This is a genomic window from Lysobacter yangpyeongensis, assembly GCF_042655745.1.
In the GTDB taxonomy this organism is placed as follows: Bacteria; Pseudomonadota; Gammaproteobacteria; order Xanthomonadales; family Xanthomonadaceae; genus Agrilutibacter; species Agrilutibacter yangpyeongensis.
This window is the reverse complement of record NZ_JBHSNM010000002.1, coordinates 358,267-379,662: the sequence shown is the minus strand read 5'-3', so window position 1 is coordinate 379,662 and position 21,396 is coordinate 358,267. Positions and strand designations below refer to the sequence as shown.

Here is a 21,396-nt window from a genome sequence, read left to right as displayed (position 1 = left end):
TTGGGGGATGACACGATGACCGTTTTCAACGCCAACCGCTCCAAGCGCACCGGCATCGGCCTCGCAATCGGGCTGCTGGCCGGATTCAGCGCAGTGCACGCCGCCACGCCTTCGGCCAAGGGGTCGTTCACGCCGACGTTCGTCGCGCAACTCGCGCCGACCGTCGCACCTGCGGCGAGCAACGATCCCGCCAAGCAACTGCCGGGAACCATTTCCGTATCGAACATCGACTTCAAGCGCGGCGACGGCGGCGCGGGCAAGTTGATCCTGCGCTTCAGCGGCGATGGCGCCGCGCCGGACCTGCGCAGCACGGGTTCGACGGTGACCATCAATGTCGGTAACGCCCAACTGCCGGCGAACCTGCAGAAGCCCCTGAACGTCACCGATTTCGCCACCCCGGTGCAGACGATCGACGCGCGTTCGGCCGGCACCGGCACCCAGCTGGTGCTCAACACCACCGGCGCATACGAGTCGATGGCCTACCAGACGGGCCGCGACTACATCGTCGAAATCGTTCCGCGGGCCGCGGCCGCCAAGTCGCAACGTGCGATGGGCGCTCCGGCAACCGCTCCCACTGCGGCGCGCAGCTACAGCGGCCGTCCCGTCACCTTCAACTTCCAGGACGTGCCGGTCCGCACCGTCCTGCAGCTGATCGCCGAGGAGTCCGGGCTCAACGTCGTCGCCGCCGATACGGTGCAGGGCAACGTCACGCTGCGTCTGGTCAACGTGCCCTGGGACCAGGCGCTGGACATCGTCCTGCAGGCCAAGGGGCTGGACAAGCGCCGTAGCGGCAATGTCATCTGGATCGCGCCGCAGGCCGAAATCGCCAAGTACGAGCAGGACAAGGAAGACGCGCGCATCGCACTCGACAACCGCGTCGACCTGGTGACCGAGTACATCCAGATCAACTACCACAATGCCGGCGCGATCTTTAAGGCGCTGACGGAAGCCAAGGGCATTGGTGGCAGTTCCGGTGGCGGTCAGGGCGGCAACACCAACAACCAGAATGACAACGGCTTCCTCTCGCAGCGCGGCCGCCTGGTTGCCGATGACCGCACCAACACCCTGATGGTCAGCGACATCCCCAAGAAGGTCGCCCAGATCAAGGAACTGGTCCGCGTGATCGACCGCCCGGTCGATCAGGTGATCATCGAGGCCCGTATCGTCATCGCCACCGAAACCTTCGCCCGCGAGATCGGCGCCAAGTTCGGCCTGCACGGCGCGACCGGCAAGGACGGCGACCGCAGCTCGCTCGGCTTCGGCGGCGATACCGATGCCTCGTCGGAAAATGCCATCGAACGTGCCAATCGGGTCATGGCCGGGCAGAACGGCTTCGATTTCAACCGCAAGTTGAACGTGAACCTGCCGGTGAACAATCCGGCCGGCGCGCTGGCCCTGTCGATCCTCAATGCCGGCTACCTGCTCGACATGGAACTGTCGGCTATGCAGGAGGAAGGCCGCGGCGAAGTCATCTCCAACCCGCGCGTGGTGACCAGCAACCAGCGCGAGGCGGTGATCCGCCAGGGCCAGGAAGTGGGTTACGTCACCGTGACCCAGGGCGCCGGCGCCGCTGGCCAGGTCGCGCAGCAGACGGTCCAGTTCAAGGACGTCCTGCTCGAAATGAAGGTCACTCCGACCATCACCAACGACGGTCGTGTCTTCCTCAACATGAACGTGAAGAAGGACGAGGTCGAAGACTTCGTGCAGGCCTCGATCGGTAGCGTGCCGCTGATCAACAAGCGCGAAGTGAACACCGCCGTGCTGATCGAAGACGGCCAGACCGTGGTGATCGGCGGCGTGTACGAATTCCGCGATCGCAGCGACGTCCAGAAGGTGCCGTTCCTGGGCGATATCCCCTTCCTCGGCAACCTGTTCAAGAAGAAGGGCAAGAACAAGGAAAAGGCCGAGCTGCTGATCTTCGTGACGCCCAAGGTGTTGCAGGTCGCGCAGCGCTGATCGATCGCATCGACTTCAGTAACCGACGGGGGCCGAAAGGCCCCCGTTGCATTTCACGGGCCGCTGTCGCGCGCCTGAAACGGCGGAAAGTGGCGTGAAACTTGCCGCCGCCACTTCGGTCAAAATGGGCCGAGTCCGCAAGCGAGCGCCCCATGGACAGCAGTATTCCCCCGATTCCCGCCGGGGTCGGCAGCGAAGCCTCCAGCCGCCTCCACGACGCCTTCCGCGACCTGCGGACGGCGTTGTCCACCGAAATCGTGGGCCAGGGCGCGCTGATCGAACGGCTGCTGATCGCACTCCTGGCCGATGGCCACCTGCTGGTCGAAGGCGCGCCCGGGCTGGCCAAGACCAGTGCGATCCGCGCCCTGGCGGCGCGACTGGATGCCGAGTTCGCCCGCGTGCAGTTCACGCCCGACCTGCTGCCGGCCGATCTCACCGGTACGGAAGTGTGGCGGCCGCAGGATGGACGCTTCGAATTCCAGCCCGGCCCGATCTTCCACTCCCTGCTGCTCGCCGACGAGATCAACCGCGCGCCGGCCAAGGTGCAGTCCGCGCTGCTCGAAGCGATGGGCGAGCGCCAGGTCACGGTGGGACGCCAGACCTACGCGCTGCCGTCGTTGTTCCTGGTCATGGCGACGCAGAATCCGATCGAACAGGAAGGCACCTTTCCGTTGCCCGAGGCGCAGCTCGACCGCTTCCTGATGCACGTGCGGATCGGTTATCCAGAAGCCGCCACCGAAGCCGAAATCCTGCGCCTGGCGCGCGAGCGCGCGCGGGCGAGCGTGCGTGCGACGCCGGTGACGGTGACGCGCATGTCGCAGGCGGATGTCTTCGCCGCGCGCGCGGCCGTGCTCGACCTGCATGTTGCTCCGGTGGTCGAACGCTATCTGGTCGAACTCGTGCTGGCGTCGCGCGATGCCCAGCGTTACGACGCTGCGCTCGCCAGGCGCATCGCGTGGGGCGCGAGCCCGCGCGGTTCGATCGCGCTCGAGCGTTGCGCGCGTGCCCACGCCTGGCTGGCGGGCCGCGATTTCGTCACCCCCGATGATGTGCGCGCCATCGCGCCGGATGTGCTACGGCATCGGATCCTGCCCAGTTACGAGGCGACGGCCGAAGGCTGGGATGGCGATCGCCTCGTGGCCGAACTGTTGCGGCAGGTTCCCTTGCCCTGACCATGGGTGTGCACGATTCCCGCGACGTGCGACAGGACGGTGGCAACGGCATCCGTCCCGTGCTCTCCGAACTGGTGGCCCTGCGCGGCGCCGTGGCGGGCCATCGACCCGTGCGCCAGGGGCGGTTCGGTGTCAGTGGGCACGCGTTGTCGCCTCTGCGCGGACGCGGCATGGAATACGCCGAGTCGCGCGACTACGTGGCCGGCGACGATGCGCGCCATATCGACTGGCGGCTGACCGCGCGCACCGGTGGCGCGCATACGAAGCTCTTCCAGGCCGAACGCGAACGACTCACGCTGATCGTCGCGGACACCGCGCCATCGCTGTACTTCGGTACGCGCGTGCGCTTCAAGTCGGTGCAGGCGGCGCGCGCGGGTGCGGTCGCGGCCTGGGCCGCGGCGCGCGATGGCGATCGCATCGCCGCCTTGCGCGGCAGCCTGCGCGAAGCGCCGGTCGCGCCGGCCGCGGGCGCGCGCGGCGCGTTGCGGGTACTCGATGCGCTGGTGCGCTGGTACGAGGCGCCACCCGACGATGATGCGGGTCTGGCGGTGGCGCTCGACCACGCGCAGCGCGTGTTGCGTCCCGGCTCACGCCTGGTGTTGCTGGCCGATCCCAGCAGCCTCTCGGCGATTGCCGAGCGTCGCTGGCCCGCGCTCGCGCAGCATCACGAGGTCGTCGTGCTGCTGCTGACCGACGCCCTGGAGGTCCAGCCGCCCAAACGCGCATTGCCCTTCAGCAGCGATGGGCACCGCTTCGAGCTCGACCTTGCATCCGCGCCGCAACGACAACGCTGGCTGCGCGAATTCGCCGCGCCGGCCGAAGCCGCGATCGCCGCGCTGCCGGCCAAGGGCGTGCGCGTGCAACTGCTGGCCACCGATGCGCCCAGCGAATCCTGGTTGCCGTTGCTCGGTCGCCCGCGGCCCATGGTGGCGTGATGGCGGATCCGATGCTGGTTTTGCGCGATATCCACCAGGTCACGCCGCCGGCGTGGTGGCCGCCGGCACCGGGTTGGTGGCTGCTCGCGGCTGCGCTGCTAGTGGCCGCCACGGGCGTGTGGCTGTGGCGCGCGCGCAGGCGGCGCAGGCAGCGCCGGATCGCGCAACTCTTCGACGAAGCGATCGCCGCGGAAGGCGCGCCGTCCGCGCAGATCGCGGCGATGTCCGGCCTGCTGCGACGCGCGGCGCGGCGGCGCGATCGGCTGGCCGACAAGCTCGACGGCGACGCATGGCTCGCCTTTCTCGACGCCGGCGATGCGCGGCGTCCCTTCACGCAGGGCGATGGCCGGCTGTTGCTGGAAGGCGGTTTCCGGCCGCATGCGGATCCCGGACAGGTCGCCTCGTTGCGCGTGCTGGCGCGCGATCGCTTCATCGACTGGATGACGAAGTAGCCATGGCGTCGTTGCTGCCACTGGATGCCCTCCGCGATGCCTTCGCCTGGCCCTGGCTGCTGCTCGCCTTGCCTTTGCCGCTGCTCGTGCGCTGGTGGTTGCCGCCGTTGCGCGCGAGCGGGGCGGCGATGCGCGTGCCTTACGGTCCGCGTCTTGCGTCAGTCGCGCAGGGCCGTGGGCATGCGTTGCGCGCGGGCGGGGTGAATCCGCTGCTCGCGCTCGCCTGGATCCTGCTGTGCATCGCGGCGGCGCGCCCGCAACAACTGGGAGAAGCCGTGCAGCCGCCGCAGGCGGGGCGCGACCTGATGCTGGCGCTGGACCTGTCGGGCAGCATGGCCGAGCCGGACATGGAACTCGGTGGGCGTCCGGTCGATCGCCTCACCGCCGCGAAAGCCGTGCTCGCCGACTTCCTCGACCGACGCGCCGGCGATCGCGTCGGCCTGCTGGTGTTCGGCCGTCGTGCCTATGCGCTGACGCCGCTGACGCTCGATCGCGATTCGGTGCGCGAACAGCTCGGCGACAGCGTGGTCGGCCTGGCCGGGCAGGAAACCGCGATCGGCGATGCCATCGGCCTGGCGGTGAAGCGCCTGCGTGCGCAGCCAGGCGGCCAGCGCGTGCTGATCCTGTTGACGGACGGCGTGAATACCGCCGGCGCGCTGGATCCGCGCAAGGCCGCGGAACTGGCACGTGATGAAGGCGTGCGCGTGCACACCATCGCGTTCGGCGGCGAAGGTTCGCTGTCGATGTTCGGCTTCAAGTTGCCGTTACCGGGCGCAGGCGACGAGATCGACGAAGCGACGCTGCGCGCGATCGCCACGCAGACCGGCGGTCAGTTCTTCCGAGCGCGCGACAGCGCCGAGCTCGCCGGCATCTACGCCGAGATCGACCGGCTCGAACCAGTGCGTCGCCCGGGCCGCGCCGTGCGCCCCAGGCTCGAGCGCTACGCCTGGCCACTGGCGGGCGCGCTCGCATGCGCGCTGCTCGCATTCGCGTGGCCGCGGAGGCACGCATGACGCCGCTGGAAGCCATCGCCGCACTGCACTTCCTGCGCCCGGCGTGGTTGTGGGCGCTGGTGCTGTTGCCGCTGCTGGCCTGGGCCTGGCGGCGCCGGCAGCGGCGCGAAAATGCATGGCGCGACCTCGTCGATCCGCATCTGCTGGCGCATCTGCTCGACGTGCGCGGCGACCGGCGCGGTCGCGCGGGCGCGTGGATCGCGGCGCTGACTTACCTGCTCGCGGTGATGGCATTGGCGGGACCGACCTGGCGCCAGTCGTCGCAACCGCTGTGGCAGAGCCGCACGCCGCTGGTGATCGCGCTGGACCTGTCGAGCGCGGCACTGGCGGCGGACCTGCCGCCTTCGCGCCTCGCGCAGGCGCGCGCGAAGCTGGCCACTCTGCTGCACGAGCGCAAGGGCGGCGAAGTCGGCCTGGTAGCGTTCGCGGCCGATGCGTTCACGGTCGCGCCACTGACCCACGATGCGGCCAACGTGGCGCTGTTCCTCGATGCGTTGCAGCCCGATGTGATGCCGCGCGACGGACAACGCGCGGGAGCAGCGATCGACTGGTCGACGCGGTTGCTGCAACGCGCCGGCGCGCGCCGCGGCGACATCCTCGTGCTGACCGATCACGCCGACAGCGTGGCGGTGGATGCGGCGGCCGATGCGGCGTCATCCGGTTATCGCGTCTCGGTGCTGGGGCTCGGCACGGACGCGGGGAGTTCCTATCGCCGCGTCGACGGCAGCATCGCCCGCGCGCGCCTGGACGCGGCGTCGCTGCGCAAACTCGCCAACGCCGGTAACGGACGCTACGCGCCACTGAGCGGCGACGATGCCGATCTGCGATCGCTGCAACTGCTGGATGTCGACCTCGCGCAGGCCAGCGGCACCGGCCGCTCCGGGCTGGCATGGCGCGATGAAGGCTACTGGCTGCTGCCGCCGCTGCTGGTGCTGATGCTGTTCGCGTTCCGTCGCCGCAGTGGCGCGGCCTGGTCGCTCGTGCTGCTCTGCGTGGCGTTGCCGATGGGTAACGTGCGTGCCGCCGATCTGTGGCGCCGGCCCGACCAGGCGGCCTACGCGCGCGTCCGACAGGGCAACGAGGCGTACCGGCGCGGCGACTTCGCGGCGGCGGCACAGGCGTATCGCGACGTCGACAGCGCCCTCGCGCATTACAACCGCGGCAATGCGCTGGCGAAGGCGGGTCAGTACCCGCAGGCGATCGCCGCCTACGACGAAGCGCTGCGCCGGCAGCCCGGCATGGCAGATGCGATCTACAACAAGCATGCCGTGCAGGCGGCGATGAAGCGCCAGCAGTCTTCATCTTCGGACGGAGGCAAGCCGCAGCAGTCGCAGAAGGGCCAGGGCAACCAGCAGACGAATCCGCAATCGGGACACGCCCCGCAGCCGGACACGGGTCAATCGCAGGCCAAATCACCGGATTCCCGCCAGGATCGCGACAAGCAGGACACGCAGCAGGCCGGCCAGCCGTCGAACACGCCGCCCGCAAAACCACAGGATGCCCAATCGCAGGCCGACGCCGATCGCGCCCAGCGCGAACGCATGCAGCGAGCCCTGCAACAGCAGCGCGATCGCGCGGCGAAGCAGCGGGCGGACACGGCCCAGCCCGGGGAAACCCCGGAGCAACGCGAACGCCGCCTCGCCAATGACGCCTGGCTGCGGCGCGTGCCGGACGATCCGGGCGGATTGCTGCGCGCCAAATTCCGCCTCGAGTACGAACGCCGCGCCGCCAGCGGCAGGATCGAGCAATGAGCAGGACCTTCATCGCCATGCGCGCTTTCCTGATTCTCGCCGTCGGGCTGATGCTGGCGCTCGTCGCCACGCCTGCGGCCGCGCAGACGCGCGCATGGCTCGACCGCGATCGCATCGGCGCCGATGAAACGGTCACGCTCAACATCCGGACCGATGGCATGGCGCGACCGGACTACGACCCGCTGCTACGCGACTTCGGCATCAGCGGACGCAGCAGTCGCACGCAGATGGACAGCACCGGCGTGCACACGCTGTACGCCGTCGCCCTGCAGCCACGACGCACGGGGCAGCTGATCATTCCGTCGCTGCAGGTCGGCAACGCACGCACGCAACCGGTCACGCTGCTGGTCGATGCCGCGCGCGCGCCGGCGCCGTCGCACGCCGGCGACGATGTCTTCGTCGAAAGCGAACCGGACGACAGCAGTCCCTACGTGCAGCAGACAGTGGGCTGGGTGGTGCGGCTGTATTCGGCAGCGCCGCTGGTGTCGGGGCAGCTCGATCAGGCGGCACCCGATGGGGCGTCGTTGCAGCAGGTCGGCGAGGACGTGCGCTATTCGCGCGAGGTCGCGGGGCGGCGCTATGAAGTGATCGAACGCCGCTACCAGCTCGTGCCCGAACGCAGCGGCGCGTTGACGATTCCCGGCGCCGTGTTCGAAGGGCGCGGCACCGGCGGTTTCTTCGACGAACTGTTCGGCGATCGCGGCGGCGTGCTCAAGGCGCGCGCCCCCGCGCGTGTGCTGCAGGTCCAGCCCGCGCCGGTGGATGCGCCGCAGCCGTGGCTGCCCTTGCGCGGCCTGCAACTGCGCTACGCCAGCGTGCCGCGTGAACTGCGCGCCGGCAGCGCCGGCAACGTGGTGATCGAAGCCATCGCCGACGGCGCGACCGCGTCGCAGATGCCCGAACTGCAGCTGCCGCCGATCGATGGCGTACAGGTGTTCGCCGATCCGGTGCAGGCCGACGAAACCTTCCGCGACGGCCGCCCGCGGGTGAAGCTCACTCGGCGCTTCGCGCTGGTGCCGTCGCGTGCCGGTCCCGTCACGCTGGCCGGGCCGCGCATCGACTGGTGGGACGTGCTCGCGGACGCGAAGCGCACGGCCGCGTTGCCGCCGATGTCGTGGAATGTCGCCGCCGGCGGCGCGCCAGCCGCCGCCGCTGCACCCGCTGCCAATGCCGGCGCGACGAGTGCCACGGGCGTCGCGGCGGGCGCGCATCGCGGCTGGGTGCTGGCGGCGATGCTGTTCGCGGCGCTGTGGCTGGCGACGCTCGTGTGGGGTTTCCACCAGCGTGCGCACCACGCGGCGGTCGCGACGCCGGTCGGGACGCCGCGCAGCGCGACCGCACCCTCGCACGGCCTGGCCGCCCTGCGGCGCGCGCTGGATACCGGCGATCTCGGCGAGGTGGCCGACACGCTGCGAGGCATGGCCATGCCGCCGGCGCGCGACATCGACGAACTCGCGGCGTGCCTGGACGATCCGGCCCAGCGCGCGGCCCTCGACGCCCTGCAGCGCGCGCGCTGGGGCAATGGCGACGGCACGCAGGCCCGCCAGCTGCTGCGGAGCGCCTTCGCCGCCGGCCCGCGCTGGCGCCAGGCCGCCGAGCCGGCGCCGCCGCTGCTGCCGCCCCTGTACCCGGAAGGGCGCGAAGGGTCGTTCCGGCCAAAGTGAACAGGGATCGCTGGTGTACTCTCGCGGCTGTTTTTGCCTAGCGAGCGCCCGCATGAGCCACATCACGCTGCCCCCGACCGCCTCCCGGGGCCTCCCGCTGCACGTCAAGGTCCTGATCGGTTTCGTGTTCGGCGCCGTCGTCGGCCTGCTGGCCCATGTCCACGGCGCGGACACGCCGCTCGTGCAGGGCGCCATCCAGTACGTGGCCCGTCCGGCGGGGCAGGTGTTCCTCAACCTGCTGTTCATGCTGGTGCTGCCGCTGATGTTCTCGGCACTGGTGCTGGGCGTGGCCGAACTGGGCGACATCGCCAGCCTCGGCCGTCTGGGCTGGCGCACGCTGACCTACACGGCGGTGGTCACCGGTGCCGCCGTGGGCATCGGCCTGCTGATGGTCAACCTGATCCAGCCCGGCCTGCACATGGACCCGGCGCTGGTGCAGCAGGCGATGAGCAGCAATGCCGACAAGATCAACGGCATCGTCGCCAGCGGCGAGCAGCTCAACGCGCTGGACCTGCTCGTCAACATCGTTCCGCACAACGTGCTCGCGGCCGGCGTCGACGACAAGCAGAAGCTCGGCATCGTGTTCTTCGCGCTGATGATCGGCATCGGCCTGGTGCTGACGCCGTCGCCGGCGACGCAGGCGTTCAAGCACGCGCTGCAGGGCCTGTTCGAGATCAGCATGCGCCTGATCGGCCTGTTCATCCGCCTCGCGCCGTACGCGGTCGCGTGCTTCATGTTCGCGCTGTGCGCGCAGCTGGGTTGGGACGTGCTCGCCGGACTCGTTTACTTCGTGGTGACCGTGCTGCTCGCGCTGGCGATCCACATGTTCGTGGTGCTGCCGCTGTGGGTGAAGGTGATGGGCGGCATGTCGCCGCGCGCGTTCTTCCGCGGCAGCCAGGAGGCGACGCTGACCGCGTTCGCCACGGCGTCCTCCACCGCCACGTTGCCGGTGACGCTGCGCGTGGCCGAGGAAAACCTGCGCCTGCCGCGCAAGGTGAGCCGCTTCGTGCTGACCGTCGGCGCGTCGGCGAACCACCACGGCACCGCGCTGTTCGAAGGCGTGACCGTGCTGTTCCTGGCGCAGGTGTTCGGCCTGCACCTGCCGGTGACCCAGCAGCTGATGGTGCTGGGGCTGTGCATCCTCGGCGGCATCGGCACCGCGGGCATTCCGTCGGGCTCGCTGCCGGTGATCGCGATGATCTGCGGGATCATCGGCCTCAACCCGGCGGGCATCGGCATCATCCTCGGCGTGAACAGCTTCCTCGACATGTGCCGCACCTCGCTCAACGTGACCGGCGACCTGGCCACTGCGGTGGTGGTGTCGGCGCGCAGCGGCGAAGTGGACGAGGCCGAACTGCCGGTGACCGAAAGCGCGCTCTGAGGGGGCACCCACGTCCGCCAGGGCGCGCTATCGCGCGCGCCCCTCATCCGGCGCTGCGCGCCACCTTCTTCTCCCCGCATCGCGGGGAGAAGGACGTCCGGGAGCGCGACGCCATTCCGCACGGCGTTAACACCGATTCCCGCTAAGCTCCTGCAACCGACACCGGATGCCGGACCATGAGCGAAGCCCGCGCCGCCCCACGCAAGCTGCCGCTGCACTGGAAGATGCTGATCGGCTTCGTGGTCGGCCTCGCCGCGGGGCTGGCGGTGCATTACACGGTCGGTGGCGACGTGCCCGCGGTCGCGATGGTCACGAAGTACCTCACCATCCCGGTCAAGACGGTCTTCCTCAACCTGATCTTCATGCTCGTGATCCCGCTGCTGTTTGCGGCGCTGGTGATGGGCGTGTCGGAAATGGGCGACGTGCGCGCGTTCGGTCGCGTGGGCTGGAAGACGCTGCTCTACACGGTGGCGATGTCCGCGCTCGCGGTCGTGCTCGGCCTGGTGCTGGTCAACCTGCTGCAGCCGGGCGCCGGCGTCGACGAAGCCCTCGCCCTGCAGCTGCTGAGCGAGAACGCGGAAAACGCGCGCGGCATCGTCAGCAGCGCCGGCGAGCAGCCCTCGGGCATCGACATGCTGCTGTCGATCATCCCCAGCAACATCGTCGCCGCCGCGTCCAGCAACGACACGATCCTGTCGGTGATGTTCTTCGCGCTGATGCTGGGCGTGGGCCTGGTCGTCAACCGCAACGAGGCCACCGAAACGCTGCGGCGCGGCATCCAGGGCCTGTTCGACGTGTCGATGACCCTGATCGGTTTCGTGATCCGCATGGCCCCGTATGCGGTGGCCTGCCTGATGTTCAACATGGCGGTGGTGTTCGGCGTGGAACTGCTGGTGCAGCTGGGCGCGTACGTCGGCGTGGTCGTGCTGGCGCTGGCCCTGCACCTGCTGGTGACCTATTCGATCGCGCTGAAGCTGATCGCCCGCCGCTCGCCGCTGGAATTCTTCCGCGGCGTGCGCGAGGCGATGCTGCTCGCGTTCTCCACCGCATCGAGCAATGCCACGCTGCCCACGTCGCTGCGCGTGGCCGACGAGGAACTGCACCTGCCGCGGCGCATCTCGCGCTTCGTGCTCACCGTCGGCGCCACCGCCAACCAGAACGGCACCGCGCTGTTCGAGGGCGTGACCGTGATCTTCCTCGCGCAGTTCTTCGGCGTGGAGTTGTCGCTGACGCAGCAGGTGACGGTGATGTTTGTCTGCATCCTCGGTGGCATCGGCACTGCGGGCGTGCCCTCGGGCTCGCTGCCGGTGGTGGCGCTGATCTGCGCGATGGTCGGGGTGAAGCCCGAAGGCATCGGCCTGATCCTGGGCGTCAACCATTTCCTCGACATGTGCCGGACCACGCTCAACGTGACCGGCGATCTGGCGATCGCGGCGATGGTGTCGAAGGACGAGGACGACATTCCGGGCACCGAAGCGGCGATCGGTCCCGCGTAGGTTGGGCACCGCCCACCGCTCAGCCGGAATCCCGGCGCTATGGGACAATGGCGCCCTTCGCCGGCTGGCCCGCGCCGCCGCGCCTCTTCCCGCTTCCGCTCCCAGCCGCCACCCCATGACGACGCCCACCCGCCGCGACCTCGCCAACGCCATCCGTTTCCTCGCCATCGACGCGGTCCAGGCCGCCAATTCCGGCCACCCGGGCATGCCCATGGGCATGGCGGACATCGCCGAGGTGCTGTGGAACGACTACCTGCGCCACAGCCCGAAGAACCCCAGCTGGTTCAACCGCGACCGCTTCATCCTCTCGAACGGCCACGGCTCGATGCTGCAGTACGCGCTGCTGCACCTGTCCGGCTACGACCTGTCGATCGACGACCTGAAGAACTTCCGCCAGCTCGAGTCGAAGACACCGGGCCATCCGGAAAACTTCATGACCCCGGGCGTGGAAACCACCACCGGTCCGCTCGGCCAGGGCTTCGCCAATGCAGTGGGCATGGCGCTCGCCGAGAAGCTGCTGGCGCAGCGCTTCAACCAGCCCGAATTCGAGATCGTCGACCACCACACCTGGGTGTTCATGGGCGACGGCTGCCTGATGGAAGGCATCTCGCACGAAGCCGCGTCGCTGGCCGGCACCTGGGGCCTGAACAAGCTGATCGCGTTCTGGGACGACAACCGCATCTCGATCGACGGCAACACGCAGGGCTGGTTCACCGACGACACGCCGGCGCGCTTCGAGGCCTACGGCTGGAACGTGGTGCGCGGCGTTGACGGTCATGACGCGCAGGAGATCAAGACCGCGATCGATACCGCGCTGAAGTCCACCGACAAGCCCACGCTGATCTGCTGCCGCACCACGATCGGTTTCGGTTCCCCGAACAAGGCCGGCAAGGAATCCAGCCACGGCGCGCCGCTGGGCAAGGACGAGATCGCCGCAACGCGCGAAGCGCTGCACTGGCCGCATGCCGCGTTCGAGATTCCGGAAGACATCTACAAGGCCTGGCGCGGCAGCAAGGGCGAAGTGCGCGAAGCCGAGTGGAACACCCTGTTCGACAAGTACACCGCGAAGCATCCGGAACTGGCCGCCGAACTCAACCGCCGTTCGCGCAACGAACTCCCGGAAGGCTTCATCGCCGCCGCCGATGCGTACATCGCGAAGCTGCAGGCCGAAGGCCCGGTCGTCGCCTCGCGCAAGGCCTCGCAGATGGCGATCGAAGCCTACGCGCCGCTGCTGCCGGAACTGATCGGCGGCTCCGCCGACCTCGCGCATTCCAACCTCACCCTGTGGAAGGGCAGCAAGTCGGTCGCCACCGACGATCCGAACGCCAACTACATCTACTTCGGCGTGCGCGAATTCGCGATGACCGCGATCAGCAACGGCCTGGGCCTGCACGAGTGCTTCATCCCGTACGACGCGACCTTCCTCGTCTTCAGCGACTACGCGCGCAACGCCGTGCGCATGAGCGCGCTGATGGGCGCGCACGCGATCCACGTCTACACGCACGACTCGATCGGCCTGGGCGAGGACGGCCCGACGCACCAGCCGATCGAACACCTCGCCTCGCTGCGCTACATCCCCGGCAACGACGTGTGGCGTCCGTGCGATGCGGTCGAATCCGCGGTGTGCTGGAAGAAGGCGATCGAACGCTACAACGGCCCGAGCTGCCTGATCTTCTCGCGCCAGAACCTGCCGCATCAGCCGCGCAGCGCGCAGCAGGTCGCCGCCATCGAACGCGGCGGCTACGTGCTGAAGGATGCCAGCGGCACGCCGGAGATCATCCTGATCGCCACCGGTTCCGAAGTCGGCCTCGCCATGCAGGCTGCCGAACAACTCGGCGACAAGGTGCGCGTGGTGTCGATGCCGTCGACCGACGTGTTCGACCGCCAGGACGCGCAGTACCGCGAAAGCGTGCTGCCGAAGGCCTGCCGCAAGCGCGTCGCGATCGAAGCCGGCGTCACCGACTTCTGGCGCAAGTACGTCGGTCTCGACGGCGCGGTGATCGGCATCGACAGCTACGGCGCGAGCGCGCCGATCGAGAAGCTGATGCCGCATTTCGGCTTTACCGTCGAACACGTGGTCGCCGCCGCGAAGTCGCTGTAAGTCACCGCTGATGCGGCGATGAGCGCACCCCAGGGACGGGCGGTCTGCGGCGTGGCGCTCTGCGCCATGCTGGCTCTGCCCGCATCGGTGGCCGATGCGGCGCCGGCCTGCGTTGCACGGCTGCTGCCGCCCGCCATCCCGGCGCCGGCGGCAGCGCAGTGCCGGCGCGGGCAGCCGCAGGCCGATCCGGCGACGGCCGCGCAGGCGTGGCTCGATGCCGCGCGCGCCGATACCGGCGCCGGACGCTTCGATGCCGCCGCGCGCGCACTCGATTGCGCCCAGGTCGCGCTGGGCGCGCATCGCGACGGGCCGCCGCTGTATCAGCTCATTCGCCGCCGCGGCGTACTGGCCTATCGGCGCGAGGACATCCCGCAGGCGCTGCAGCAGTTCGAATGCGCACTGGCGATGGCGCGCGATCTGGACGATGCGACGGCCATCGCGCGCGAACTGAACAACATCGGCACCGCGCTGCGTCGGCTGGGCGATCTGCGCGGTGCGTTGCAGGCGCTGACCCGGAGCCTGGACCTGCAGCGTCGCGATGGCGCGGTCGGCGGCGCGGTATTCAACAACATCGCCGACGTCTATCGCGAACTCGACGACCCGCGCCAGGCCATGGCCTTCTACCGGCAGGCGCTCGACGCCTTCCGTCGCGTCGGCAATGGCGTGGAGTCCGCGCACGTGCTGGAAAGCATGAGCGCGCTCGATCTCGATCGCGGCATCGACGGCCACGCCGACGCCTGGCTGCAGCAGGCGCTGCATGCCTATCGCGAGCACGACCATTACGCCTACCAGTTGCGCGTCTACGCGGGCCTGATCCAGGTTGCGCTGTTGCGCCATGACGTTGCGCAGGCCGGGCAGTGGCGCGCGAACGCTTTCGCCCTGGCCGAGCGGCAGCGACTGCCGGTACCCGCGAGCCTGCACCTGCAGGCCGTGCGCAGCTTGCGTCAGGCAGGGCAGGGCAACGCGGCACGCGCGTTGGCGGAGCGGGCACTGGAGATCGCGCCCGCCGATGCACCGGAGCGCGTGGGGTTGTGGCGGGAACTGGCGCAGCTGCAACAGGCCGGCGGGGACATGGCAGGCGCTTTGGCCAGCGAGCGTCGCGCGCATGCACTCGAACGCGACTGGGCCAAGGCGCAGCACGATCGCCAGCTCGGCTGGCTGCGCGCCCGTTTCGAAACCGACAGGCGCGATCGCACCATTGCCGGTCTCGCCGCGGAAAACACGCTGCGACGCGCGCAGTTGCATCAGCGCACCCTGCTGCTCGGACTGACCCTGGCGCTTGCCCTGGTCGCCGGCCTGGCCGTCGCGCTGGTCTGGTTGCGGCGCCGGCAGCGTGCGCGAGTGCTGGAAGCGCAGCGCCAGGTCCACCAGGAGGCGGCGCTGGCGAGTTATCGCCGCGAAACCGAGATCCTGAATGCCGATCGTGCGCGTCTTCAGGCGTTGCTGGACACTCGCGAGGACGCCGTTTGCCTGCTCGATGCCGACGGTCAGGTGCTTGCCGCCAATCGCGCCGCGCGCGCGCTGCTGCAGGTGTCCGCCGACGCGATGGGCGCGGTCGGCGAGCATGTGCTGCCCGCCGACCGCGAGTCGTTGACCGCCGCGCTGGAGCGCAGCGACGACCTGCCTTCGCAGCACATCGAACTGCGCACCCTGGCCTCCGGGCGACCGCTGCAGGCGCAGCTGACGGCATGGAGCGGTGGCGAAGGCCTGATCGTGCTGACCCTGCGCGAAGGCGATCTCGCGACGGATCCGGTGCCGGAACTGGACGCCGGATCGACCGCTGCGAAGGGGGCGCTCGAGGAGGAGCTGCGCGACGGTTTCCGCCGCGCGCTGGTCGAGTTGATGCTGGCGGTGGTGGAGGCGTGGGAACGTGCCAGCGGCCAGAACCCGCTGGAGTTGGCCGAGCGCAGCCGCATCTGGCGCGTCACCATCGACGGCGGCCGCCTGCGCGCCCGCGCCATGGAACGTTACCTGGCCCTGGCCAAGCTGCCGCGGCAGCCACGCTGGCGCGATGTCCTGCGCACCGCCTATTTCGTCCAGGGGCATTGCGCGTTGAGGGGCGACGACCAGGCGAGGGTGCAACAACGGGTGGAGGCGGTCCTGGCCTACACCCGCCGGCGTGCGCTCGTGTGAGCGCCGCTGACGACGGACGAGGTCCTCAGTACGTCGCGGTGGTGCTTCTCTGTGGTTTCGCGCATACCACGCACACTCCGCTGAGGCCTGCCTTGAACCGATAGAGCTGGTGGTGGTCGGCCGAATAGAAGTAGGACGGCCATTGGACCTGGGGAGCGGGCGTGCCCTGCGCCAGCAACGACTTTTCCATCGGCGCGCATTGCTCCATCGCCATCGCGCTGGCCCAGTACCAGTCGTCGACGATGCCGCAGGATTTGTCCGGACATTCCATGGGCGAGGTTTCGCCGATGGCGATGTGGGCGTCGCGATACTGCTGCAGTTGCTGCGGCGTCAGGACGAACTGCGAAACCACCATCTCGGTTCCGCCCACCGGGCAGAAGTTCGCCGGCCGCGTGTCGTGTGCATGCACCGTGGATACCAGCGCCAGCCCGCCGGCAAGCAGCGGGCGGAAGACGAACGAGCGGATACGACGATGCATTGCGGGCACTCCCCTGAGCGTGATGGTCGTCCATCAGTGTAGAAGCCGCTTCCACGGGCGGCACCGGCGCATGAGGGCACAAAGCGGGCACAAGCTGCACGCAACTGATTGATTGTCCGTGCGCAGCCTCCCGATACGCCGCCCATGCCGTCGTGGCCGTGCCCACGAATCGTTCCCGACTTCGCCCGGATCCGTCCCTGATTCGCGGTGTTCGTCAGCGGGATGGCTCTCTAGCTTGAGCGTGCCCTGCAGTCGGGCCCGCCCGACTGTCGCACCGGCCCACTTCGAGGACGACTCATGAGCATTTCGCGTTCCACCCTGGTCACCGCACTTTCCGCGACCCTGGCCGTCGCCACCCTGTGCGGCCTCAGCGGCCCCGCCGCGGCGATCGATCCCAACCATCCGGGCACGACCAACCCCACGGGCCCGACCCCGTACGTACCGGGCGTGTGGCGCGCGCTGGTCCGCTATCACGTCCAGTCCTATTACGTGAAGGGTCAGCTCTATTCGTGGAAGTACGTCGAGATCACGGGCGAGACCCAGCAGTACTGCGAGTACCAGGTGCAGGCCTATGTCGATGGCGGCAATAGCGAGGTCATCGACGCCTGCTACTTTGATCCGTACTACGACTGATCGACGTCGGAATGTCGAACCAGCCGCGATGCAGGACGGCGCCCCCGCGGCGCCGTTTTGCTGCCCGGACCTCTTGTCGGCAAGGCGCTTTCCCGGCATCGTGCGCGATCCATACGCAAGCGTACGCGCGCATGACAGCCGACCGCCATCCCGCCTTCCCGCACCTGTTCGCCCCGCTCGACCTCGGCTTCTGCACGCTGCCCAACCGGGTGCTGATGGGCTCGATGCACACCGGGCTGGAGGACAAGGCGCGCGACTTCCCGAAGCTCGCCGCGTACTTCGCCGAGCGTGCCGAGGGCGGCGTGGGCCTGATGGTCACCGGCGGCTTCTCGCCGAACATCGAGGGCTGGCTCAAGCCGTTCGGCGGCACGCTGCGCTGGCCGTGGCACGTCGGCAAGCACCGCCAGGTCACGCGCGCGGTGCACGCGCACGGCGCGCGCATCTGCCTGCAGATCCTGCACGCCGGCCGCTACGGCTATCAGCCGCTGCAGGTCGCGCCGTCGAAATTGAAGGCGCCGATCAATCCGTTCACGCCGCGCGAGCTGAGCGCACGCGGCATCGAACGCCAGATCCGCGCCTTCGTGCGCACCGCGAAGCTCGCGCGCGAGGGCGGCTACGACGGCGTCGAGGTGATGGGCTCGGAAGGCTATCTGCTCAACCAGTTCACCGTGCCGCGCACCAACCGGCGCAGCGATGCCTGGGGTGGCGATGCAGCGAAACGCATGCGCTTCGCGGTGGAAATCGTGCGCCGCATCCGCGAGGCCTGCGGGGCGGACTTCATCATCATCTATCGCCTGTCGATGCTCGACCTGGTCGACGACGGCGGCACCTGGAACGACGTCGTCGCGCAGGCGCAGGCGATCGAAGCGGCGGGTGCGACGATCATCAACACCGGCATCGGCTGGCACGAGGCGCGCATCCCGACGATCGCGACTTCGGTGCCGCGCGCGGCGTTCGCCGGCATCACCGCGCGCCTGAAGCCGCACGTGGCGCTGCCGTTGGTCGCCACCAACCGGATCAACATGCCCGACGTCGCCGAGCGCATCCTCGCCGGCGGCGAAGCGGACATGGTGTCGATGGCGCGGCCGCTGCTGGCCGATCCGCATTGGGTGAACAAGGCGCGCGCGCGCCGCGTGGACGAGATCAACACCTGCATCGCCTGCAACCAGGCGTGCCTGGACCACGTGTTCCAGAACCGCACCGCCAGCTGCCTGCTCAATCCGCGCGCGTGCGCGGAAACCGAACTCGTCTATCGGCCGACAACCACGCCGAAGAAGATCGCGGTGGTCGGTGCGGGACCGGCCGGGCTCGCCGCCGCGACGGTCGCGGCCGAACGCGGCCACCAGGTCACGCTGTTCGACGCGGCGGGCGAGATCGGCGGCCAGTTCAACCTCGCCAAGCGCATTCCCGGCAAGGAGGAGTTCCACGAGACGCTGCGCTATTTCCGCCGCAAGCTGGAACTGACGAAAGTCGAGGTGCGCCTGAACACGCGCGCCGATACGACGACGCTGGCGACCACGTTCGATGAAGTCGTGCTCGCCAGTGGCATCCAGCCGCGCAAGGTCGACTTCGCCGGCGCCACGCATCCGAAAGTCGTCAGTTATCTCGATGTGCTGACCGGCCGCGTGGTACCGGGTACGAAGGTCGCGATCGTCGGCGCCGGCGGCATCGGTTTCGACGTGGCCGAATTCCTCGTCCACGAGGGTCCGTCGCCTGCGCTTGATCCGCAGCGCTGGCGCGCGGAGTGGGGGGTCGATCTCGGTTACGACGGCAATCGCGGCGGCCTGCGCGAAGCCGCGCCCGAAGCGCCCGCGCGCGCGGTGTGGCTGCTGCAGCGCAGCCCCGGCAAACCCGGCGCGAAGCTTGGCAAGACCACCGGCTGGATCCACCGCGCGACGCTCAAGGCGAAGCAGGTGCAGATGCTCGGTGGCGTGGAATACGTCCGCGTCGACGACGAGGGTTTCCACATCCGCGTCGACGGCGTCGCGCAGACGCTGCCCGTCGATCACGTGGTGATCTGCGCCGGACAGGAACCGTACCGGCCGCTCGCCGACGACCTGCACGCCGCCGGCGTGCCCGTGCACGTGGTCGGCGGCGCCGACGTGGCTGCGGAACTGGATGCGAAACGCGCGATCAACCAGGGCAGCCGGGTCGCCGCGACGCTGTAGGGCGGGCCTGGGCCCGCTGTTCGGTACCCAGCGCTTCGGAAGACGGTCTTAAGCCCGCCCGGCGCCCATTTCTCCCCCCGCGAGCGCCCTCGCTTGACATCAAGGTTTACACGCGTAATCTGAATAAAAATTACGGATGTAAACGATGCAGATCAGCGAAGCCGAATCCGTCGTCATGGATGTCCTGTGGACCCGCCACCCGCTGACGGCCGAAGACGTCGTCGCCGCGCTGGGCGATGTGCAGCAATGGCAGGAAGCCACGATCAAGACCCTGCTCAACCGCCTGTTGAACAAGGGCGCGATCACCGCGGAACGCGAGGGGCGCCGTTATCTCTATTCGCCCGTGCTCAAGCGCGAAGAGTGGGTGCTGGAAGAAAGCCAGGGACTGCTCGAGCGTCTGTTCGACGGCCGGGTCGCGCCGCTGGTCGCGCATTTCAGCCAGCACCGCAAGCTGAGCCGCCGCGACATCGCCGAACTGCGCAAGCTGCTGGAGGATCTCGATGGACAGCGCTGAATTCGTGCGGTCGCTGGTCGAGACCGCGATCGCCAGCAGTGCGGCGATCCTGCTCGTGATGCTGCTGCGGCGCGTCCTGCGCGCTGCATTCGGCGCGCGGCTGGCGTATGCCGCGTGGTGGCTGGTGCCCGTGGCGATCATCGCCGTGCTGCTGCCTGCCGCGCGCGATGGCGCCGTTCCGCCATCCGTGCAGGTGCTGATGCAGGCGGTCATGCCGACGACGGGATCCGCGCTCGATGCGACGAGCACCGCCGATCGGTCCGCCTGGCTGTTCGCGTTCTGGCTGGCCGGTGCCTGCGCCTCGGCGCTGTGGTTCCTCGGGCAGCAACGCGCCTTCCGTCGTGTGCTGGGCCGTGTGCAGGCGCGGGGTGACGGCCTGTTCCAGGCGCAGTCCATCGCCGGACTGCCGGCCGTCATGGGCGTGTGGCGACCGCGCATCGTCGTCCCCGCCGACTTCGACGACCGCTATGGCCCCGAGGAACGCACGCTGCTGCGCGAGCACGAGCGCGCGCATATCCGCCATGGCGACTTGCAGAGCAACGCATTGGCGGTGCTGTTGCGCTGTGTGTTCTGGTTCAACCCGTTGCTGCATGCGGTCGCCCGCCACTTCCGTCACGACCAGGAACTGGCCTGCGATCAGCGCGTGATCGCCCGTCATCCGCAGGCGCGCCGTTGCTACGGCGAAGCCATGCTCAAGACCCAGCTCGCGGCGCAACCATTGCCGCTGGGCTGCCACTGGGGTTTCAGCCATCCGCTCAAGGAGAGAATCGCGATGCTCAAGGTACCTGCGCCCACGAAACGACGCCGCCTGGCCGGTGCGGCTTTCCTGCTGGTCTTTGGACTGGCCAGCGCTTATGCGGCCTGGGCCATGCAACCGGGCGACGCCGCCGCGATTCCCGCCGGGAACATCCAGGTGAAACTCTCGCTGCAGATCGACGACGGTGCGATCCAGGAGAACACCTACGTCGTTCCCGAAGGCGGACGGTTCGTGATGAGCGCGACGGCGGGCGGCCACGAGTGGAACATCGACGCGACCGCGGCGCCGGGCAAGGACGAACTCCTCATGTTCGATTCGCGTCTGTCGCGGGACGGCAAGCTCATGGAGGCGCCGAAGATCGGGCTGCGCAATGGTCAGCCGGGCGTGATCCAGGTCGGTACCGACCACAGTGCCGCGGGCGGGAAGTTTGAAGGCGTCCGCATCGAAGTCACGCTCACGCAGAGCGGCCCGCCGGTTGCCGTGGAGGCGAACGCCGATCCCGCTGCCGCACTGGCGCCGCCGGCCTATCCGCGGCAGGCGGTGGAACAGAAGCTGGACGGCACGGTGATGCTGCTCGTCGACATGGACGCGGACGGTCGCGTGACCGGGGTGCAGGTCGATCACGCCGAACCCGCCGGCGTATTCGAGGCGGCGGCGATCGAGGCGGCATGGAAGTGGCGCTTCACGCCGGCGCGCAAGGACGGAAAGGCGGTGCCGGGACGCGTGAAGGTGCCGGTGACGTTCAAGGCCGACCGCCCGGCCGCGGGTTCGGCAACGCCCAAAGCGTGAACA

At 69.1% G+C, this 21,396-nt stretch carries 16 protein-coding genes; 15 read left to right on the top strand and 1 reads right to left on the bottom strand.

All coding sequences use genetic code 11. The features are described 5' to 3' along the window. Positions 1–15 precede the first annotated feature (15 nt). The 11 genes from ACFPN1_RS08525 to ACFPN1_RS08475 all read left to right on the top strand — a co-directional run bounded on the left by ACFPN1_RS08525 (position 16) and on the right by ACFPN1_RS08475 (position 16,054). Positions 16–1,956 carry a type IV pilus secretin PilQ gene (locus ACFPN1_RS08525; protein ID WP_386754447.1) on the top strand — a complete coding sequence of 647 codons (1,941 nt, stop codon included), beginning with the start codon at positions 16–18 and terminating at the stop codon, positions 1,954–1,956. Positions 1,957–2,108: 152 nt separating this feature from the next. Further along, positions 2,109–3,128: an AAA family ATPase gene (locus ACFPN1_RS08520; protein WP_386754446.1), complete on the top strand. Its 1,020-nt coding sequence runs from the start codon at positions 2,109–2,111 to the stop codon at positions 3,126–3,128. A 26-nt stretch (positions 3,129–3,154) separates the two neighbouring features. Then, positions 3,155–4,063, top strand: a complete 909-nt coding sequence (locus ACFPN1_RS08515) for a DUF58 domain-containing protein (RefSeq protein ID WP_386754445.1) — start codon at positions 3,155–3,157, stop codon at positions 4,061–4,063. Between the two features lie 11 nt (positions 4,064–4,074). Beyond that, a complete protein-coding gene (locus tag ACFPN1_RS08510; RefSeq protein WP_386754443.1) occupies positions 4,075–4,515 on the top strand; it encodes a DUF4381 family protein in 441 nt (146 codons plus the stop codon). Between the two features lie 2 nt (positions 4,516–4,517). Continuing rightward, a complete protein-coding gene (locus ACFPN1_RS08505) occupies positions 4,518–5,528 on the top strand; it encodes a vWA domain-containing protein (protein WP_386754442.1) in 1,011 nt (336 codons plus the stop codon). Continuing rightward, entirely contained in the window at positions 5,525–7,279 is a 1,755-nt protein-coding gene (locus tag ACFPN1_RS08500; protein ID WP_386754440.1) for a VWA domain-containing protein, read from the top strand. Before ACFPN1_RS08505 ends, ACFPN1_RS08500 begins: the two co-directional genes overlap by 4 nt. Then, on the top strand, positions 7,276–8,943 hold the full coding sequence (locus ACFPN1_RS08495; protein WP_386754439.1) for a BatD family protein: 1,668 nt from the start codon (positions 7,276–7,278) through the stop codon (positions 8,941–8,943). The genes ACFPN1_RS08500 and ACFPN1_RS08495 overlap by 4 nt, the downstream gene beginning before the upstream one ends. A 52-nt stretch (positions 8,944–8,995) precedes the next feature. Continuing rightward, positions 8,996–10,324 (top strand): dicarboxylate/amino acid:cation symporter, encoded by a 1,329-nt coding sequence (locus tag ACFPN1_RS08490; RefSeq protein WP_386754438.1) that lies wholly within the window; start codon positions 8,996–8,998, stop codon positions 10,322–10,324. A gap of 176 nt (positions 10,325–10,500) precedes the next feature. Further along, on the top strand, positions 10,501–11,820 hold the full coding sequence (locus ACFPN1_RS08485; RefSeq protein WP_386754437.1) for a dicarboxylate/amino acid:cation symporter: 1,320 nt from the start codon (positions 10,501–10,503) through the stop codon (positions 11,818–11,820). A gap of 115 nt (positions 11,821–11,935) precedes the next feature. Then, complete coding sequence (gene tkt / locus ACFPN1_RS08480; protein WP_386754436.1) at positions 11,936–13,921, top strand: transketolase; 1,986 nt, start codon at positions 11,936–11,938, stop codon at positions 13,919–13,921. Between the two features lie 18 nt (positions 13,922–13,939). Further along, positions 13,940–16,054, top strand: a complete 2,115-nt coding sequence (locus tag ACFPN1_RS08475) for a tetratricopeptide repeat protein (protein WP_386754435.1) — start codon at positions 13,940–13,942, stop codon at positions 16,052–16,054. A 25-nt stretch (positions 16,055–16,079) separates the two neighbouring features. Here ACFPN1_RS08475 and ACFPN1_RS08470 read toward each other — a convergent pair whose 3' ends face one another. Further along, positions 16,080–16,532 (bottom strand): hypothetical protein, encoded by a 453-nt coding sequence (locus ACFPN1_RS08470; protein WP_386754434.1) that lies wholly within the window; start codon positions 16,530–16,532, stop codon positions 16,080–16,082. 297 nt (positions 16,533–16,829) lie between these two features. On the opposite strand from ACFPN1_RS08470, the gene ACFPN1_RS08465 reads away from it, so the two are divergent. From ACFPN1_RS08465 to ACFPN1_RS08450, 4 genes are all read left to right on the top strand, one after another. After that, positions 16,830–17,165, top strand: a complete 336-nt coding sequence (locus ACFPN1_RS08465; protein WP_386754433.1) for a hypothetical protein — start codon at positions 16,830–16,832, stop codon at positions 17,163–17,165. Between the two features lie 131 nt (positions 17,166–17,296). Further along, positions 17,297–19,333 carry an oxidoreductase gene (locus ACFPN1_RS08460; protein ID WP_386754431.1) on the top strand — a complete coding sequence of 679 codons (2,037 nt, stop codon included), beginning with the start codon at positions 17,297–17,299 and terminating at the stop codon, positions 19,331–19,333. A gap of 145 nt (positions 19,334–19,478) precedes the next feature. Further along, positions 19,479–19,847, top strand: a complete 369-nt coding sequence (locus ACFPN1_RS08455; RefSeq protein ID WP_386754430.1) for a BlaI/MecI/CopY family transcriptional regulator — start codon at positions 19,479–19,481, stop codon at positions 19,845–19,847. Continuing rightward, complete coding sequence (locus tag ACFPN1_RS08450) at positions 19,834–21,393, top strand: TonB family protein (protein ID WP_386754429.1); 1,560 nt, start codon at positions 19,834–19,836, stop codon at positions 21,391–21,393. The genes ACFPN1_RS08455 and ACFPN1_RS08450 overlap by 14 nt, the downstream gene beginning before the upstream one ends. Positions 21,394–21,396 lie beyond the last annotated feature (3 nt).

Bases quoted from the DNA above. Each gene is read 5' to 3' on its own strand.
- ACFPN1_RS08505 (WP_386754442.1), top strand. From the start codon at position 4,518: ATGGCGTCGTTGCTGCCACTGGATGCCCTCCGCGATGCCTTCGCCTGG.
- ACFPN1_RS08495 (WP_386754439.1), top strand. From the start codon at position 7,276: ATGAGCAGGACCTTCATCGCCATGCGCGCTTTCCTGATTCTCGCCGTC.
- ACFPN1_RS08485 (WP_386754437.1), top strand. From the start codon at position 10,501: ATGAGCGAAGCCCGCGCCGCCCCACGCAAGCTGCCGCTGCACTGGAAG.
- ACFPN1_RS08455 (WP_386754430.1), top strand. From the start codon at position 19,479: ATGCAGATCAGCGAAGCCGAATCCGTCGTCATGGATGTCCTGTGGACC.
- ACFPN1_RS08450 (WP_386754429.1), top strand. From the start codon at position 19,834: ATGGACAGCGCTGAATTCGTGCGGTCGCTGGTCGAGACCGCGATCGCC.
- ACFPN1_RS08500 (WP_386754440.1), top strand. From the start codon at position 5,525: ATGACGCCGCTGGAAGCCATCGCCGCACTGCACTTCCTGCGCCCGGCG.
- ACFPN1_RS08520 (WP_386754446.1), top strand. From the start codon at position 2,109: ATGGACAGCAGTATTCCCCCGATTCCCGCCGGGGTCGGCAGCGAAGCC.
- ACFPN1_RS08490 (WP_386754438.1), top strand. From the start codon at position 8,996: ATGAGCCACATCACGCTGCCCCCGACCGCCTCCCGGGGCCTCCCGCTG.
- ACFPN1_RS08470 (WP_386754434.1), bottom strand. From the start codon at position 16,532: ATGCATCGTCGTATCCGCTCGTTCGTCTTCCGCCCGCTGCTTGCCGGC.
- ACFPN1_RS08475 (WP_386754435.1), top strand. From the start codon at position 13,940: ATGAGCGCACCCCAGGGACGGGCGGTCTGCGGCGTGGCGCTCTGCGCC.
- ACFPN1_RS08460 (WP_386754431.1), top strand. From the start codon at position 17,297: ATGACAGCCGACCGCCATCCCGCCTTCCCGCACCTGTTCGCCCCGCTC.
- ACFPN1_RS08510 (WP_386754443.1), top strand. From the start codon at position 4,075: ATGCTGGTTTTGCGCGATATCCACCAGGTCACGCCGCCGGCGTGGTGG.
- ACFPN1_RS08465 (WP_386754433.1), top strand. From the start codon at position 16,830: ATGAGCATTTCGCGTTCCACCCTGGTCACCGCACTTTCCGCGACCCTG.
- tkt (WP_386754436.1), top strand. From the start codon at position 11,936: ATGACGACGCCCACCCGCCGCGACCTCGCCAACGCCATCCGTTTCCTC.
- ACFPN1_RS08525 (WP_386754447.1), top strand. From the start codon at position 16: ATGACCGTTTTCAACGCCAACCGCTCCAAGCGCACCGGCATCGGCCTC.